The sequence below is a fragment of the Wenzhouxiangella sediminis genome (assembly GCF_003410055.1).
Taxonomy (GTDB): Bacteria; Pseudomonadota; Gammaproteobacteria; order Xanthomonadales; family Wenzhouxiangellaceae; genus Wenzhouxiangella; species Wenzhouxiangella sediminis.
Genome location: NZ_QUZK01000038.1, coordinates 40139 through 54835 on the forward strand (window position 1 = coordinate 40139; position 14697 = coordinate 54835).

The 14697-nt window shown below is 65.8% G+C and carries 17 protein-coding genes; 9 read left to right on the forward strand and 8 right to left on the reverse strand.

Annotation, left to right across the window (positions count from 1 at the left end):
• Nucleotides 1–73: 73 nt before the first annotated feature.
• From DZC52_RS09715 to pspA, 5 genes are all read right to left on the reverse strand, one after another.
• Entirely contained in the window at nucleotides 74–856 is a 783-nt protein-coding gene (locus DZC52_RS09715) for an enoyl-CoA hydratase/isomerase family protein (protein WP_116650951.1), read from the reverse strand.
• A 73-nt stretch (nucleotides 857–929) separates the two neighbouring features.
• Nucleotides 930–1190: a hypothetical protein gene (locus tag DZC52_RS09720; protein WP_116650952.1), complete on the reverse strand. Its 261-nt coding sequence runs from the start codon at nucleotides 1188–1190 to the stop codon at nucleotides 930–932.
• A gap of 6 nt (nucleotides 1191–1196) precedes the next feature.
• Nucleotides 1197–1592, reverse strand: a complete 396-nt coding sequence (pspC, locus tag DZC52_RS09725) for an envelope stress response membrane protein PspC (protein WP_116650953.1) — start codon at nucleotides 1590–1592, stop codon at nucleotides 1197–1199.
• Nucleotides 1589–1816 carry an envelope stress response membrane protein PspB gene (gene pspB / locus DZC52_RS09730; protein ID WP_116650954.1) on the reverse strand — a complete coding sequence of 76 codons (228 nt, stop codon included), beginning with the start codon at nucleotides 1814–1816 and terminating at the stop codon, nucleotides 1589–1591. Before pspB ends, pspC begins: the two co-directional genes overlap by 4 nt.
• 6 nt (nucleotides 1817–1822) lie before the next feature.
• Nucleotides 1823–2488, reverse strand: coding sequence for a phage shock protein PspA (gene pspA, locus DZC52_RS09735; protein WP_116650955.1), 666 nt, complete (start codon nucleotides 2486–2488; stop codon nucleotides 1823–1825).
• Between the two features lie 321 nt (nucleotides 2489–2809).
• On the opposite strand from pspA, the gene DZC52_RS09740 reads away from it, so the two are divergent.
• From DZC52_RS09740 to DZC52_RS09750, 3 genes are read left to right on the forward strand one after another with little or no spacing between them, the layout of a single operon-like run.
• On the forward strand, nucleotides 2810–3538 hold the full coding sequence (locus tag DZC52_RS09740) for an FKBP-type peptidyl-prolyl cis-trans isomerase (RefSeq protein ID WP_181918885.1): 729 nt from the start codon (nucleotides 2810–2812) through the stop codon (nucleotides 3536–3538).
• Nucleotides 3539–3547: 9 nt separating this feature from the next.
• Nucleotides 3548–3748 carry a DUF1289 domain-containing protein gene (locus DZC52_RS09745; protein ID WP_116650957.1) on the forward strand — a complete coding sequence of 67 codons (201 nt, stop codon included), beginning with the start codon at nucleotides 3548–3550 and terminating at the stop codon, nucleotides 3746–3748.
• The gene (locus DZC52_RS09750; protein ID WP_116650958.1) at nucleotides 3738–4355 is read left to right on the forward strand and encodes a CoA pyrophosphatase; all 618 of its coding nucleotides are present in this window, start codon (nucleotides 3738–3740) and stop codon (nucleotides 4353–4355) included. Before DZC52_RS09745 ends, DZC52_RS09750 begins: the two co-directional genes overlap by 11 nt.
• Before the next feature lie 38 nt (nucleotides 4356–4393).
• Here the strand turns inward: DZC52_RS09750 and DZC52_RS09755 are convergent, their stop codons facing one another.
• A complete protein-coding gene (locus tag DZC52_RS09755) occupies nucleotides 4394–5869 on the reverse strand; it encodes a potassium/proton antiporter (RefSeq protein ID WP_116650959.1) in 1476 nt (491 codons plus the stop codon).
• 154 nt (nucleotides 5870–6023) lie between these two features.
• Between DZC52_RS09755 and DZC52_RS09760 the strand changes: the two genes are divergently transcribed.
• The gene (locus DZC52_RS09760) at nucleotides 6024–6776 is read left to right on the forward strand and encodes an enoyl-CoA hydratase/isomerase family protein (protein ID WP_116650987.1); all 753 of its coding nucleotides are present in this window, start codon (nucleotides 6024–6026) and stop codon (nucleotides 6774–6776) included.
• Between the two features lie 91 nt (nucleotides 6777–6867).
• Nucleotides 6868–7182 carry a hypothetical protein gene (locus DZC52_RS09765; protein ID WP_116650960.1) on the forward strand — a complete coding sequence of 105 codons (315 nt, stop codon included), beginning with the start codon at nucleotides 6868–6870 and terminating at the stop codon, nucleotides 7180–7182.
• A gap of 3 nt (nucleotides 7183–7185) precedes the next feature.
• On the opposite strand, the gene DZC52_RS09770 is transcribed toward DZC52_RS09765, so the two are convergent.
• Together DZC52_RS09770 and uvrA are read right to left on the reverse strand one after the other, a co-directional pair.
• Nucleotides 7186–7587, reverse strand: a complete 402-nt coding sequence (locus DZC52_RS09770; protein WP_116650961.1) for an acyl-CoA thioesterase — start codon at nucleotides 7585–7587, stop codon at nucleotides 7186–7188.
• A 392-nt stretch (nucleotides 7588–7979) separates the two neighbouring features.
• A complete protein-coding gene (uvrA, locus tag DZC52_RS09775; RefSeq protein WP_116650962.1) occupies nucleotides 7980–10832 on the reverse strand; it encodes an excinuclease ABC subunit UvrA in 2853 nt (950 codons plus the stop codon).
• A 177-nt stretch (nucleotides 10833–11009) separates the two neighbouring features.
• Between uvrA and rplU the strand changes: the two genes are divergently transcribed.
• The 4 genes from rplU (at nucleotide 11010) to DZC52_RS09795 (ending at nucleotide 14660) form a co-directional block, all read left to right on the forward strand.
• Entirely contained in the window at nucleotides 11010–11321 is a 312-nt protein-coding gene (rplU, locus tag DZC52_RS09780; RefSeq protein ID WP_116650963.1) for a 50S ribosomal protein L21, read from the forward strand.
• Nucleotides 11322–11324: 3 nt separating this feature from the next.
• Complete coding sequence (gene rpmA, locus DZC52_RS09785) at nucleotides 11325–11585, forward strand: 50S ribosomal protein L27 (protein WP_116650964.1); 261 nt, start codon at nucleotides 11325–11327, stop codon at nucleotides 11583–11585.
• 337 nt (nucleotides 11586–11922) lie between these two features.
• On the forward strand, nucleotides 11923–12972 hold the full coding sequence (gene cgtA, locus DZC52_RS09790) for an Obg family GTPase CgtA (protein WP_116650965.1): 1050 nt from the start codon (nucleotides 11923–11925) through the stop codon (nucleotides 12970–12972).
• 86 nt (nucleotides 12973–13058) lie between these two features.
• Entirely contained in the window at nucleotides 13059–14660 is a 1602-nt protein-coding gene (locus DZC52_RS09795) for a DUF4139 domain-containing protein (RefSeq protein WP_116650966.1), read from the forward strand.
• Nucleotides 14661–14697 lie beyond the last annotated feature (37 nt).

Below are 14697 nucleotides of genomic sequence, written 5' to 3' on the forward strand. Positions count from 1 at the left end.
GAAAAATCCTTGCGTCCGTCGCGCCTTTGCGCCGTTGCGAGAAACGGCCGACCTGGATGGACTGCTAGTCGGTCTATTTCCCCTGAAACTGCGGCGTGCGCTTTTCGAGGAAGGCGCCGGTGCCTTCTTTCATGTCCTCGGTGGCGCAGCACAGGGCGAATCGGGCGGTTTCCAGGGCCAGGCCGGTCTGCAGGTCGGTTTCGGCGCCCTGGTTGATTGCCTGCAGGATGCCGCGCACCGCTTCCGGTGCCGCCTTGGCCAGCTGGTCGGCCAGTTCGGCGACGGCGGATGACAGTTCATCCTGGCCGACCACCCGGTTGACGACGCCGAGCTGCTCGGCGCGTTCGGCCTTGATGGGCTCACCGGTCAGGGCCATTTCCAGGGCGCGGGTGGTGCCGGCCAGGCGCAGCAGGCGCTGGGTCCCGCCGAAGCCCGGCATGATGCCCAGCTTGATCTCCGGCAGGCCCAGGCGCGCGTTGTCCGAGGCCAGGCGCAGGTGACAGCCCAGCGCCAGCTCCATGCCGCCGCCCAGGGCGAAGCCGTTGATGGCCGCGATCACCGGCTTGTCGGATGCCTGGATGCGGCTCATCAGATCCTGGCCCAGGGCGGAGAAGGCGCGTGCCTCGACGGCCGTCTGCTCGCGAATCTCACCGATGTCGGCGCCGGCCACGAAAGCCTTCTCGCCGCTACCGGTCAACACGATCACGCGGACCCCGTCGTCTTCCTGCGCCGCGGTCATGGCCTCGGCCAGTTCCATCAGGGTCTGGCGATTGAGCGCGTTGAGCTTGTCGGGGCGGTTGATCGTGATCGTTCGGACCGCCTCGCGGTCGGAAATCAGCAGGTTGTCGTACGCCATCTGGATGGGCTCCGGTTGGGTTTGGTTGGAGCCGGATAGTTTAAGGGGTTCGAATGGGATTAGGTTTCAGGGTTCAGCCATTAACAACGCGCACGATCAACCAACCCGCCACCGCCAGTGTGGCCGCCCCCGCGAGGAGCAATCCGACCGCCGGCGCCATCGGGGCGATCTCGGCCAGCATGGCGCTGGCGTGGGGCAGGGCGGTCGAGAGGCAATCGATGTTCGCCGCCGCGTCGATCAGGGCGCTGGCGATTCCGGCCAGGGCGGCCGGAATCAGGATCAGCAGCAGGATCACGGTGGCGACCAGGTGCATGGCGACGACTCCCTCGAGCATGGCCGGTCAGTCCCTGAGTTCGCGGTCGATGCGGTACTCGTTCGACGTCAGCCAGGCCTCCATGCGCTGCAGCCGCTTGTCGAGTTCGCGGAAGCGTTGGTTGAGGCTGCTCACGCCGTCCTTGGGGCCCTTGCGCACTTCGTGCCAGAAGGCCTCGTCGGACTCGTCTCGATAGAGATTGATCGGCCGCTTCGGTAGCAGGATCCACAGCGCGATGTAGCCGACCACCATGACAGCGGTGAACGGGATGGCCAGCAGGATCGTGATGACGCGCAGCGCGGTCAGGTTGAATCCGGCCCAATCGGCGATCCCGGAGCAGACCCCGCCAAGGATGCTGCGCTCCTTGTTGCGGTAAAGCCGGTTCCGGCTCGGTCGTTCGTACTGTTCGTGACGGCGGTTCATGAGCGGTTTCTCCAGTTCGGGCTGTCGGCATCGAGGATGCGCTCGAGGGTATGGATGCGTTCTTCCATCTTCCTCGCGCTCTCGTGCAGGTCTTCCATCAGCGCTTCGTCCTTGGTGTTGAGACGCCGGTTGGCCGAGTTGCGGGTGGCGTAGTGCAGGATCAGCCAGATCGGCGCCACGATCACCATGAACAGGATCAGCGGCACGAATACGATGTCACTCATCGCTGCTTACTCCTTGTTGCGGCGCGACTTGAGTTCGGCGAGGGCCTCCTCGACCCGTTCATCGCGTTCCAGATCCTCGAATTCCGAGTTGAGCGTTCGGCCTTTCCGGCCCATGTCCAGCGCCTCGGCTTCCGACTCGATGCGCTCGATGCGTTCCTCCGCCGCGTCGAAGCGATAGAGCATTTCGTCGATCTTGTCGTTGTAGACCTGCTTTTTGGTCTTGAGGTGATGGTTGGCCGAACGGTGACGCATCACCAGCGCGCGCTGGCGGTTGCGGGCGTCGGTGAGCTTGGCTTGCAGCTTGCCGATGTCCTCGTCGTACTTGGCCAGCTGCTCCTGGTACTGCTCGAGCTCTTCGGTGAGGTAGCCGATGCGGTCGGCCAGGGCCGTGCGTTCGGCCAGGGCGGCGCGGGCCAGGTCTTCGCGGTCCTTCTCCAGCGCCAACTCGGCCTTGCGCTCCCACTCGATCTGCTGCTGCTCCAGGCGCTTGAGCAGGCGCGTGCGCTCCTTCTTCTCGGCGATGCACTTGGCCGTGGCCGAGCGAATCTCGACCAGCGTGTCTTCCATCTCCTGGATCATCAGGCGGATCATCTTCTCGGGATCTTCCGCCTTTTCCAGTGCGGCGTTGAGATTGGCGTTGATGATGTCGCCCATGCGGGAAAAAATGCCCATCTGCGTGACTCCTGTCCGGTTGGGTTGATGCCTGCCCTATAAGAGCAAGCGCCGTGCCAGAAGGTCTGTGCCCGTAAAATCAGGGGTTTACGGAACCCGAATGGGCCCGATCTGGTTATATTTACCATAGAATTGGTGTTTTTAACCTATCCGCCTGCAGGGAACCCGAGGGCCGTCGACAGGGTCCATTGAAAGCGATGGAAGCACTGCGCTGCCGGCCAACCGGCCCGAAGGGGATTCATGGTCAGCGGCGGAGTGGTCGGGTACAATGCCCGCTTTCGCAATTCCCGCTTTTTTCGACTTCCCTTCAACGGAGGCAACATGCAGAAGTGTTTTCTCGCTGCGGCAGTGGCCCTGGTGGCCGCCGCGCCGATCGCAGCCCAGGACCTGGAAAGTGAACAGGGTCAGCTCGGCTACTCGATCGGTTACGAGTTCGGCGCCGAGCTGCGCAGCTACGATATCGACGTCGATCTCGAGGCCGTCTTCCAGGCTGTCCGCGACGCCTACAACGAGCAGGAGCCGACGGTCGACATGCAGATCATGCGCGAGCGCATGACCGAGCTGCAGGAAAAGCTGCGCCAGGAGCGCATGGAAGCCTTCGAGGCCCTGGCCGAGGAAAACCAGGCCAAGGCCGAGGAATTCCTGGCCGAGAACCGCGACAAGAACGGCATTACGGCGCTGCCCAGCGGCGTGCAGTACCGCGTGATCGAGGAAGGCACCGGTGAGCGCCCGAGCCTCGAGGACACGGTGACCGTCCACTACCGCGGCTCCAAGATCAACGGCCGCGAATTCGACAGCTCCTTCCGTCGCGGCGTCCCGGCCGTCTTCCAGGTCAACTCCGTCATCGAGGGCTGGCAGGAAGTGCTGCCCCTGATGCGCGAGGGCGCCGAATGGCAGGTGTTCCTGCCGCCCGAGCTCGCCTTCGGCGTGCGCGGCGATCCGCCGATCATCGGCCCGAACGAAGCGCTGAAGTTCGACATCAAGCTCGTCCAGATCGGCGCGCCGGAAGACTACGAAGGTCAGGCCGGAGCCCCGGTCGACGGTCAGTAAGAACCGTCCATGAGCGATCCCGCGAGCGAACTTCCCCAAGTGGAATCGCCCTGCATCGGGACCTGCACCCTGGGTCCCGGTGAACTCTGCGTGGGTTGCTTCAGGTCCGCCACGGAAATCGCCGGCTGGTTGGGCTATTCGCCCGAAAAGCGCCGTGAGATCATGCAGGCCCTGCCTGCCCGGGCGGACCGACTGTTCGATGGGAACTGAAGCCGCGTCGCGGCTCTCCACCGGGGAGCTGTCGGCGCGGCTGCATTCTCCCGATACGCCTGAGCACGAACTCCCCATCGGCGGATTTCGCCCCGTTCACGGCAGTTGGAATCCGCGTCGCGCGGCCGTTCTCATTCCGATCGTTTTCCAGCCAGAACCGGCCATCGTGCTCACCGTGCGCAGCCGGCGCATGTCGCTGCATGCCGGCCAGGTGGCCCTGCCGGGCGGCCGTCGGGAGGCCGACGAGCCCTTTCCGCTTACAACGGCCCTGCGCGAGACCAGCGAGGAAATCGGCATCGACGCCGGTCGGGTCGCCGTCCACGGCCTGCTCGACCGCTTCGACACGATCACCGGCTACCGCATCGTGCCCGTCGTCGCCTCGATCGAGGGGCGGCCCGAGCTCCGGCCCTGCCCGCGGGAAGTCGAAGAGATCTTCACCCTGCCGCTGGACGCCGTTCTCGATCCGGCCAGCTACCGCAAGCACCACGTCACCCGCGGCGGCCACGGCCACGAGCTCTACACCATGCCCCATCCCCGCTGGATGATCTGGGGCGCCACCGCCGCCATCCTCCACCGGTTCTGCACCACGCTGAAAGACGACGCTTGACGCCGACAGCCGGGTGCGCAGTAGCTCTCGGCGCCAAGTCAATCATCCTCTCTCAGTCCGAACATCAGCTCCACCGACCGCGTGTCCTCGGGACGCACCATGATGTGAACGTGGTCCCCCGCTTGCAGCACCGTGTCGGGTGTGACCGGCAGGGCTTCGCGTTCGCGCACCACCAGCAGGATGTCGGCACCGGCGGGCAGGGGCAGCATACGCGCCGGCTGGCCGGTGACCAGGGCAGCGGGATGCAGGTTGAAGCTGATGATCTGAACCGGCAGGCTGTCGATGGCGTTGATTTCCAGCACCGGCGCCGGCCGTTCGACGCCGCCGCGCTCCACCCCGAACAGCGTCACTGCCCAGCGCACGGTCGCGCCCGGAATCAGCGCGTTGACCACGACTACGAAGAACACCAGGTGGAACAGGGTCATGGCCTCCTCGACGCCGGCCAGCACCGGGTAGGTGGCCAGCAGGATGGGCACCGCGCCGCGCAGTCCCACCCATGAGATGAAGGCCGTTTCCTTCGCGCTGTAGCGAAACGGCAACAGGCAGGCGGCGACCATCACCGGGCGGGCCAGAAGCGCCAGGGCCAGCGCGACGACGAGTCCGCGCCAGCCGAAGGAAACCAGGATCTGCGGCACGGCGAGCAGGCCCAGCACCAGGAACATCGAGATCTGCGCCAGCCAGGCCAGGGCGTCGTGGACGCGCAGGATGCCGGAGCGGTAGGGCAGGCGCTGGTTGCCCAGCATCAGCGCGGCGACGTAGACGGCAAGGAAGCCCGAGCCCATGAACAGGGTCGGCACGCCGAAGGCCAGCAGGGCCATGGCCAGGGTGAGGGCCGGATACAGGCCCGCCGCCGGCACCCGGATACGCCCGAGCAATTGCGAGCCGAGCCAGCCGATGGCCAGCCCGGCGCCGAGCCCGATCACCAGCTGCATCGCGACATGACCCAGGAAATTCGGCAGGCTGAAGGCCGTGTCGCCTATCAACTGGCTAGTCAGCGTCAGCGTGAGGATGACCGCCATCGGGTCATTGAGGCCGGATTCCAGTTCCAGTGTGGCGCCCACGCGCCGACTCAGCTGAACACCGGAGCCGCGCAGCGCCGAAAACACCGCCGCCGCATCGGTCGAAGAGACGATCGCGCCGAGCAGCAGCGCCATCATCCAGTCCAGGCCCAGGGACCAGGCCACCAGGGCGACGAGTGCGGCGGTGCCCACCACGGCCAGCGTGGCCAGAAGGGAAGCCGGCAGCAGGTGCTCTCGGACCTGGCGATAGGGGGTGTTGAGGCCGCCGTCGAAGAGAATCAGCACCAGACCCATCGTGCCGATCCGGAAGGCCATTTCGAAATCGATGTACTCGTGCCCGAAGTGAGGCCCGACCAGTAACCCGATCAGCAGGAAGACCAGCACCACCGGGATGCCGATCTTCTCCGACGGCCGGCTGAACAGCACGCTGAGCACCAGCAGCAATCCCGCTGCCGTCAGCGCGAGTGCCGTACTGGCCGGTTCCGATTCGAACACGCTTACTCTCCCCGTGGACTGGACGATTCATCATAACCAAAGGCAATGACAAATCGACCCGCCGGTGGGCTTCGACGCCTGCGCTTCCATTCCCGCCGAGAGCGTCCAGGCGGTAAACTCGGGGGCTGCCACCGAATCCGAGGACACGAGAGCCATGCTTCAGAACATCGACCACGGCGACGGCATCGTCGAACTCAGGCTCGACCGCCCGCCGGTCAATGCGCTCAACCCTGCGTTGGTCGCCGAGCTGGACGGCGCCATCGAGCAGGCCATCGAAGACGGCGCCCGCGCGCTGGTCATCTCGGGCCGCGAGGGCCTGTTCTCGGCCGGGCTCGACGTGCCCGAACTGCTCACGCTCGACGAGCAGGGCATGCGCGCCTTCTGGGAAGCCCTGTTCGGGTTGCTGGAACGGATCGCCCGCAGTCCCGTGCCGATCGTGACCGCACTGACCGGGCACAGCCCGGCGGGCGGCACCGTGATCGCCCTGTTCGCAGATTACCGCGTGCAGGCCGAGGGCGAGTTCCGGTTGGGGCTCAACGAAGTCCAGGTCGGACTGGTCGTGCCGCCGGTCATCCACCGCGCCCTGGTGCGTCTGATCGGCCCGTACCCGGCCGAACGCCACCTGGTCGCCGGCGAGATGATTCCCGCCGCCGAGGCGCTCGAATTGGGCATGGTCGACGAACTGGTGCCGCCCGGTGACGTCGTTGAGCGCGCGGTGGGCTGGTGCCGCGGCCTGCTCGAGTTGCCGCAGCACTCAATGACCGCCACCCGCAAGCTCTGCCGCGCCGAGTTGGGCGAACTGTTCGACAACCGCGACGCCCTCGACATCGACGCCTTCGTGGCCGGCTGGTTCGACGAGCAGACCCAGGCGACGCTCAGGCGGCTCGTGGAGAGATTGAAGGGCTGATCCCGTCGCCCGGTGCCGATTGCCCCCGCAGCCCGCGGGGGCTATGCTGAGTGGACCGCAATGACCGGAGCCCGACTCCGGGAGGTGTGTCATGGTACAGGCCCAGTCGGATGACCGGCGGCGCTACCTGCGCTACCCACCGGACGAGACCGAAATCGTCCTTCTCCAGTTTTCCAACACGATCGCCAGCGAAGAGGTCTTCGAGCCCGAGACCGCCGGCCTGGTCGCCGAGGAATCGCGCGGCGGCCTGCGCATCGTCGTGCTCACCCGGGGACCGATCCGCTCGGTCGAGAAGGGTGCCCGCTGCGTGGTCCAGGTCGCCAACCTCGGACTGCAGGCGGCAGAGATCCGCTGGATGGACGAAATCGACGAGGATGTAGTGAAACTCGGCGTCGAATTCGTCTGAGTCTTATTGGGCGAGGTCGCGGATGCAGGTAGGCAGGGGAACGGGTTCGCCTTTCTTCTTGTCGATCCACACCAGCGTGCAGGTGGCGTCGGCGTAGACCGTCGCCTCACTGCCCTTTTCCGGGATCGACCGGATCTCGTGTTCGAGCTTGATCGAGGATCGCCCGGGCGAGAGCGGCCTGAGCGTCACCTCGACCGTTTCAGGCCAGTACATCGGCCGCCGGAAGTTGATGTTGATATTGGCCACCACCGGCCCCGTCTCGCCGTCCTGCCAGTGGCTGGGTACCGACTCCATCCACTGCGCCCGGCAGTCCTCGATGTAACGCAGGTAGACCACGTTGCTGACATGGCCGAATGCGTCCATGTCGCCCCAGCGGACGGGAAGTTGGATCATGAATTCGGGCATTGGCGGCTTCCGGTTGGCGATGCGGGTGATTGTAGCGCTAGGGCCTGATAGGTTTCAGGTTTCAGGTTTCAGGTTTCAGGTTTCAGGTTTCAGGAAAAGAACCGCGCTGTTGCCCCGGACTTGATCCGGGGCCTTCCATCAGTTGGCGCCTCCGGTTGAAAGGTCCCGGCTCGGGGGCCGGGACGACGGTGCTTTTGTTGTTTTCCCGAACCCCGAACCCGGAACCCCGAACACCCCGCCCCCGAGCCATCGCGGCGAAGCCGCCCACCCGCGCAAGCAGTTGCCGCCTGAAACCTGAACCCTGAAACCTGAAACCTAGCGCATTCGGCAACGCACTCGCGGCTTCGCCAAGTGCCCCGGAACCCGGAACCCGGAACCCGGAACCCGTTCTTTCAAGCGCTCTTTCTACTTTTGCGCTTGATCCCGAGCATATCCGCCAGGTACTCCCCGGTCCACGAGCCTTCGGCTTGCGCGATCTGCTCGGGCGTGCCGGTGGCGATGATCCGGCCGCCGCGCTCGCCGCCCTCGGGGCCGAGGTCGACGATCCAGTCGGCGGTCTTGATCACGTCCAGGTTGTGTTCGATGACCACCACGGTGTTGCCCTCGTCCCTGAGGCGGTGCAGCACTTCCAGCAGGTGCTTGATGTCGTGGAAGTGCAGGCCCGTAGTGGGCTCGTCGAGGATGTAGAGCGTGTTGCCGGTGTCGCGCTTGGACAGCTCGCGCGCCAGCTTGATGCGCTGTGCCTCGCCGCCGGACAGCGTGGTGGCGCTCTGGCCGAGCTGGATATAGCTCAAGCCGACGTCCATCAGGGTCTGGAGCTTCCGGGCCACCGCCGGCACCGGCTCGAAGAATTCCAGTGCGTCCTCGACGGTCATCTCCAGCACTTCGTGGATGCTCTTGCCCTTGTAGGTGACCGACAGGGTTTCGCGGTTGTAGCGCTTGCCCTGGCAGACGTCGCAGGGCACGAAGATGTCGGGCAGGAAGTGCATCTCCACCCGGATCACCCCGTCGCCCTGGCAGGCCTCGCAGCGGCCGCCCTTGACGTTGAAGGAGAAGCGGCCCGGCTTGTAGCCGCGGGTGCGCGCCTCCTGCGTGCCGGCGAACAGCTCGCGAATGGGCGTGAACATGCCGGTGTACGTTGCCGGGTTCGAGCGGGGCGTGCGCCCGATCGGGCTCTGGTCGATGTCGACGACCTTGTCGTAGAGGTCCAGTCCCGAGTGGCGCGCGTGCGGCGAGGGCGTCTCCGAGGCGCCGTTGAGTTCGCGCGCCATCAGCTTGTAGAGCGTGTCGTTGATCAGCGTGGACTTGCCCGAGCCCGACACACCGGTCACGCACACGAACAGTCCCGCCGGCAGCTCGAGGTCGACTTCCTTGAGGTTGTTGCCGGTCGCGCCCTCGAGTCGGAACAGGCGCTTCCTGTCGGGCTTGTGGCGCTGCTTGGGCACCGCGATTTCCTTGCGCCCCGACAGGTAGTCGCCGGTCAGCGAGCCCTCGCAGTCGACCAGGCCCTCGGGCGTGCCGTTGTAGACGATGCGGCCGCCGTGCACGCCCGGTCCCGGGCCGATGTCGACGACGTGGTCGGCCGAGCGGATGGCATCCTCGTCGTGCTCGACGACGATCACGGTGTTGCCCAGGTCGCGCAGGCGGAACAGGGTCTCGAGCAGGCGCGCATTGTCGCGCTGGTGCAGGCCGATCGACGGCTCGTCGAGCACGTACATCACGCCCACCAGGCCGGCGCCGATCTGGCTGGCCAGGCGGATGCGCTGGGCCTCGCCGCCCGACAGGGTGTCGGCCTGGCGGTCGAGGGTCAGGTAGTCCAGCCCGACGTTGACCAGGAAATGCAGGCGCTCGCGCACTTCCTTGAGGATGCGCCCGGCGATCTCGCCGCGCCAGCCGGCCAGGTCGACGGCGTTGAAGAAGTCCAGGCAGCGTTCCACCGACCAGCTCGAGACTTCCGGCAGCGACTTGTCGGCGATGAAGACGTGGCGCGCCTCGCGCCCCAGGCGCTGGCCGTGGCATTCCGGGCAGGCCCGGGTGGAGATATAGCGCGACAGCTCCTCGCGCACGATGCGCGAGTCGGTCTCGCGGTAGCGCTTCTCGAGGTTGGGGATGATGCCCACGAAGGGGTGTTTGCGCGTCTGTGTGCCGCGCTCGGACAGGTAGCGGAAGGCGATCTTCTCCTTGCCGCTGCCGTGGAGGATGACCTGCTGCAGTTCTTCCGAGAGTTCCTCGAAGGGCGTCTCGATGTCGAAGCCGTAGTGTTTGGCCAGCGACTGGATGAGCTGGAAGTAGTAGGCGTTGCGCCGGTCCCAGCCGCGGATGGCGCCGCCGGCCAGCGACAGCTCGCGATTGGCCACGACCCGGTCGGGGTCGAAGTACTGCTTGACGCCCAGGCCGTCGCAGGTCTCGCAGGCCCCGTTGGGGTTGTTGAACGAGAACATCCGCGGCTCGAGCTCGGGCAGGCTGTAGTCGCAGACCGGGCAGGCGTAGCGCGCCGAGAACAGTTGCTCGTCGATATCGTCCTCGGGATCCATCGGTGCGACCACCGCCAGGCTGTCGGCCAGGGCCAGCGCCGTCTCGAAACTCTCGGCCAGGCGCTGGGCCAGGTCCTCGCGCACCCGGAAGCGGTCGACGACCGCCTCGATGGTGTGCTTCTTGCGCAGCTCGAGCTGCGGAAGGGTGTCGTCGAGGTCGATCACCTCGCCGTTGACGCGGGCGCGCACGAAACCCTGGGCGCGCAGTTCCTGCAGTACCTGGACGTGCTCACCCTTTCGATTTCGCACGATCGGGGCGAGCAGCATCAGCTTCGTGCCTTCGGGCAGGTTGAGCACCGTGTCGACCATCTCCGAGACGGTCTGGGCGTCGAGCTCCTCGCCGTGGTCCGGACAGCGCGGCGTGCCCACCCGGGCGTACATCAGGCGCAGGTAGTCGTGAATCTCGGTGACCGTGCCCACCGTCGAGCGCGGGTTGTGGCTGGCCGCCTTCTGCTCGATGGAAATCGCCGGCGAGAGGCCCTCGATGCTGTCGACATCGGGCTTTTCCATCATCGACAGGAATTGCCGCGCGTACGCCGAAAGGGACTCGACGTAGCGTCGCTGGCCTTCCGCGTAGATCGTGTCGAAGGCCAGCGAGGACTTGCCCGAGCCCGACAGGCCCGTGAACACGATCAGCTGGTCACGGGGCAGCTCGAGGTCGACGTTGGCCAGGTTGTGAGTGCGCGCGCCGCGAACGCTGATCGACTTCATTGATAGAGGCCGTAAATGCAAGACAAGCCTGCTAATATATCGCGCTCGGCGTGAGCGAATCAAAGCAATCCCGGAATTCTCCCGGATTGGCGCTCGACGGGATTCTGCGTTGACTGGCATGGGCTGGTCCTGTAGAATTCCCGCTCTTTACTGGCGAGTTTTTGCGGAGATTCATCCATGTACGCGGTATTTTCCACCGGCGGCAAGCAGTACCGGGCCTCTGAAGGCGACGTCCTGCGCGTCGAAAAGCTGGACGCCGAAAAAGGCGCCAAGGTCGAAATCGATCAGGTCCTGATGGTCGGTGAAGGCGATGACGTGCGCGTCGGCTCCCCGACGGTCGAGGGCGGCAAGGTGACCGCCGAAGTGGTCGACCACGGTCGCGGCGACAAGATCCGGATCATCAAGTTCAAGCGCCGCAAGCATCACATGAAGCAGATGGGTCACCGTCAGTACTACACCGAAATCAAGATCACCGGAATCGAGGGCTAAGCAATGGCTCATAAAAAGGCAGGCGGCTCGACTCGCAACGGCCGCGACTCCAATCCGAAATACCTGGGCGTGAAGCGCTACGGCGGCGAAGCCGTCCTGGCCGGCAACATCCTGGTCCGCCAGCGTGGCACCCGTTTCCATGCCGGCGCCAACGTCGGTGTGGGCCGCGACCACACGCTGTTCGCCCTGGCCGACGGCAAGGTCAAGTTCGAACAGCGCGGCAAGCCCGTGCGCAAGTTCATCTCGATCGAACCGGCCGAGTAAGCGCACGAGCAGCGAAAAGACTCGCATCCCGCCCCAAACCGGATGCCGAGACGGCCCCGCCTTCGAGCGGGGCTTTTTCGTATCTGGGGGCGCGTCCTTTAAAACCTTTAAAACGCAAAGACGCTAAGCAGCAAAGAACGCGAAGAAAACCCAAGAAAATAATGGAATTCGATTCGAATTTCCCGAATCGCGAAGCGGCCTAAGTGCTTGTTTTAAAATTCTATTTGATCTTTTATTCTTTACCTTTGCGTTCTTTGCCGCTTTGCGTCTTTGCGTTTTAAAGATTTTGCTGCCTTCAGCCCCCGCCAACCCCACTACGACCGAGTAAACTGCCACCATGAAGTTTGTAGATGAAGCCTCAATCCGCGTCACGGCCGGGAACGGCGGGAACGGCTGTGTCAGTTTCCGGCGCGAGAAGTACATTCCCAAAGGCGGCCCCGATGGCGGTGACGGGGGCGACGGCGGGGATGTCTGGCTGCAAGGCGATTCGGGCCTGAACACCCTGGCCGACTTCCGGCACGCGCGGCACTTCAAGGCGAAGAACGGCCAGCCCGGCGCCGGGCAGCAGCGCACCGGCAAGTCCGCCGACGACATCGTCGTGAAGGTGCCCCTGGGCACGATCGTTCGTGCCGCCGAGACCGACGAGCTCATCGGCGAGGTGCTCGAACACGGCCAGCGCCTGCTGGTCGCGCGCGGCGGTCACGGCGGGCGGGGCAACGTCAACTTCAAGTCCTCGACCAACCGCACGCCGCGGCAGTCCACGCCGGGCACGCCGGGCGAGGAGCGCGGGCTCCATCTCGAACTCAAGGTGCTGGCCGACGTCGGCCTGCTGGGTTTCCCCAACGCCGGCAAGTCCACCCTGATCAGCGCGGTGTCCGGGGCCCGGCCGAAGGTGGCCGACTATCCGTTCACCACGCTCCATCCCAACCTCGGGGTCGTCAGCCTGGAGCCCGGCCGCTCGTTCGTGATCGCCGACATCCCGGGCCTGATCGAGGGTGCGGCCGAGGGCGCCGGGCTGGGTATCCAGTTCCTCAAGCACCTGCAGCGCACCGGGCTGCTGCTGCACCTGGTCGAGATTGCGCCGGTCGACGGCAGCGACCCCGCCGACCAGGTGCGCGCACTCGAACACGAGCTGGCGCGCTTCAGCGACGAACTGGCCGGCCGCGAGCGCTGGCTGGTGCTGACCAAGATCGACCAGCTCGACGACGAGCTCGTGCGCGACACCGCCGCGGAGATCATCGAGAAGCTCGACTGGCGCGCGCCCTGGTATGCCGTGTCTTCCGTGGCCCGGAAGGGACTGGACAAGCTGAGCTGGGACGTGATGAACTACCTCGAAGAACAGCGGGGCGACGAGGGGCAGGAGGACAGCGAAATCCCGGCCGATTGAGTCCGCGTCCGGAATTTCCGGCTACGGTTTAACCCCTTCCCGTGCCCAGCCGCGTTGTTTGCAGTGTCACTCACTGGAGAATCGCGATGCTCAGATTCGTTTCCATCCTTGTCAGCCTTTCCTGGTTCCTGCCGGCTTCGGCCTCGGTCGATTCGGTCACTGTCTTTCCCGACCGCGCCACGGTCACCCGGGTCTTCGAGGTCGATATCGAAGCCGGCTCGGGCAAGCTGACCCGCTCCGACCTGCCGATCGGCCTCTCGCGCGACAGCCTGCGCATTGCCGCCACCGGTCCGGATGGCCTGCGCCTGGGCGCCTACCAGCTCGAAACCGTGCGCGGCAGCGAGCGTGTCAGCGAGCGGGCCCGCGAGCTCGAGCGGCGACTGCAGGAACTGCGCGATGAGATGAGCGGCGTCGACGACGACATCGAGGCCCGGGAGATGCAGCTCAGCCTCCTGCGTTCGCTGGCCAACGGGGCAGGGCAGGGCGACGGGAAGCTGTCCCTGGACGGTTGGAGTCAGGCGGTGGAAACGGTGGGCAGCGGCGCGGAAGAGGTGCTGTCGGCCCGCCGCCGGCTGCAGCTCGAGCGGCGCGAGCTGCAGAAAGAGGTCCAGCGCCTCGAGCAGGAGCTGGCCGACCTCGGCCAGAGGCAGCAGGACACCCTGGCGCTCGAGCTGGCCTACGAGAGCGCTTCGGCGGGCACGGCGCGTTTCACCGTCGAGTACACCGTCGGCGGTGCTTACTGGCGGCCCGTGTACGAGTGGCGCCTGGACACCGGGGCCGACGCACTGCAGATCGTCCAGTTCGCGGAAGTGCGTCAGCGCACCGGCGAGGACTGGTCGGATGCCGAACTGAGCCTGTCGCTCTCTCGCCCCTCGGCCGGCGGACGCCTGCCGGAGGTCTCGCCCTGGTGGATCGACGTCGTGCAGCCCGAGCCCGAGGGGAAAGCAGAGGATCTCGATCGAGTCCGGGTGACCGGCAGTCGTATCCAGCGTAGCGAAATGGAATTCGCCGCCGCCCCCGCCGCCGAGGCCGGCTGGGATTCGGCGGAACTCGTGGGCAATGAATACACCCAGGCCTACCGAGTGCCCGGCCGCGCCAGCGTGGCGGCCGACAACCAGCCGCACCGCTTCCGCCTGGACGAGCACCGGCTGGACGTCGCGCTGAGCGCGCGCACAGTGCCGCGCTACCAGCCGACGGTCTGGCTCTATGCCGAGGGCGACTGGGAAGGCGAACTCGCGCTGCCGCCGGGCTCCGTCACGCTCTACCAGGACGGCACCCTGGTCGGACAGACGCGCTTCGTCGGCGTGGCGCCGGGCGAGGAACTGGCCTCGAGCTTCGGTGTCGACGACCGAATCACGGTGGAATACGAAATGGTGCGCGACGACCGCGCAACCGAGGGCATGCTGCGCAAGTCCAACGTGCTCACCCGCGTGCACCGCATCTCGGTCAGCAATGGCCATTCAAGAGCCATCGACCTGACCGTTTTCGACGCCATGCCGGTCTCGCGCGACGAGCGCATCGAAGTCTCGCTGACCGATTCGAGCACCCGGCCCGATCGCCGCGACGTCGACGACAGGCCCGGCGTCCTGGCCTGGGACCGCGAAGTGTCGGCCGGCGGAGAACTGAATTTGACGGTGGGCTACCGGCTCAGCTTCCCGGAAGACCTGCCCGGCGTTCAGGGCTGGTAGGGTTCCGCCCTGAATGATGCGGGTATGCCAGCACATG

Bases quoted from the DNA above. Each gene is read 5' to 3' on its own strand.
- DZC52_RS09715 (WP_116650951.1), bottom strand. From the start codon at position 856: ATGGCGTACGACAACCTGCTGATTTCCGACCGCGAGGCGGTCCGAACG.
- DZC52_RS09720 (WP_116650952.1), bottom strand. From the start codon at position 1,190: ATGCTCGAGGGAGTCGTCGCCATGCACCTGGTCGCCACCGTGATCCTG.
- pspC (WP_116650953.1), bottom strand. From the start codon at position 1,592: ATGAACCGCCGTCACGAACAGTACGAACGACCGAGCCGGAACCGGCTT.
- pspB (WP_116650954.1), bottom strand. From the start codon at position 1,816: ATGAGTGACATCGTATTCGTGCCGCTGATCCTGTTCATGGTGATCGTG.
- pspA (WP_116650955.1), bottom strand. From the start codon at position 2,488: ATGGGCATTTTTTCCCGCATGGGCGACATCATCAACGCCAATCTCAAC.
- DZC52_RS09740 (WP_181918885.1), top strand. From the start codon at position 2,810: ATGCAGAAGTGTTTTCTCGCTGCGGCAGTGGCCCTGGTGGCCGCCGCG.
- DZC52_RS09745 (WP_116650957.1), top strand. From the start codon at position 3,548: ATGAGCGATCCCGCGAGCGAACTTCCCCAAGTGGAATCGCCCTGCATC.
- DZC52_RS09750 (WP_116650958.1), top strand. From the start codon at position 3,738: ATGGGAACTGAAGCCGCGTCGCGGCTCTCCACCGGGGAGCTGTCGGCG.
- DZC52_RS09760 (WP_116650987.1), top strand. From the start codon at position 6,024: ATGCTTCAGAACATCGACCACGGCGACGGCATCGTCGAACTCAGGCTC.
- DZC52_RS09765 (WP_116650960.1), top strand. From the start codon at position 6,868: ATGGTACAGGCCCAGTCGGATGACCGGCGGCGCTACCTGCGCTACCCA.
- DZC52_RS09770 (WP_116650961.1), bottom strand. From the start codon at position 7,587: ATGCCCGAATTCATGATCCAACTTCCCGTCCGCTGGGGCGACATGGAC.
- uvrA (WP_116650962.1), bottom strand. From the start codon at position 10,832: ATGAAGTCGATCAGCGTTCGCGGCGCGCGCACTCACAACCTGGCCAAC.
- rplU (WP_116650963.1), top strand. From the start codon at position 11,010: ATGTACGCGGTATTTTCCACCGGCGGCAAGCAGTACCGGGCCTCTGAA.
- rpmA (WP_116650964.1), top strand. From the start codon at position 11,325: ATGGCTCATAAAAAGGCAGGCGGCTCGACTCGCAACGGCCGCGACTCC.
- cgtA (WP_116650965.1), top strand. From the start codon at position 11,923: ATGAAGTTTGTAGATGAAGCCTCAATCCGCGTCACGGCCGGGAACGGC.
- DZC52_RS09795 (WP_116650966.1), top strand. From the start codon at position 13,059: ATGCTCAGATTCGTTTCCATCCTTGTCAGCCTTTCCTGGTTCCTGCCG.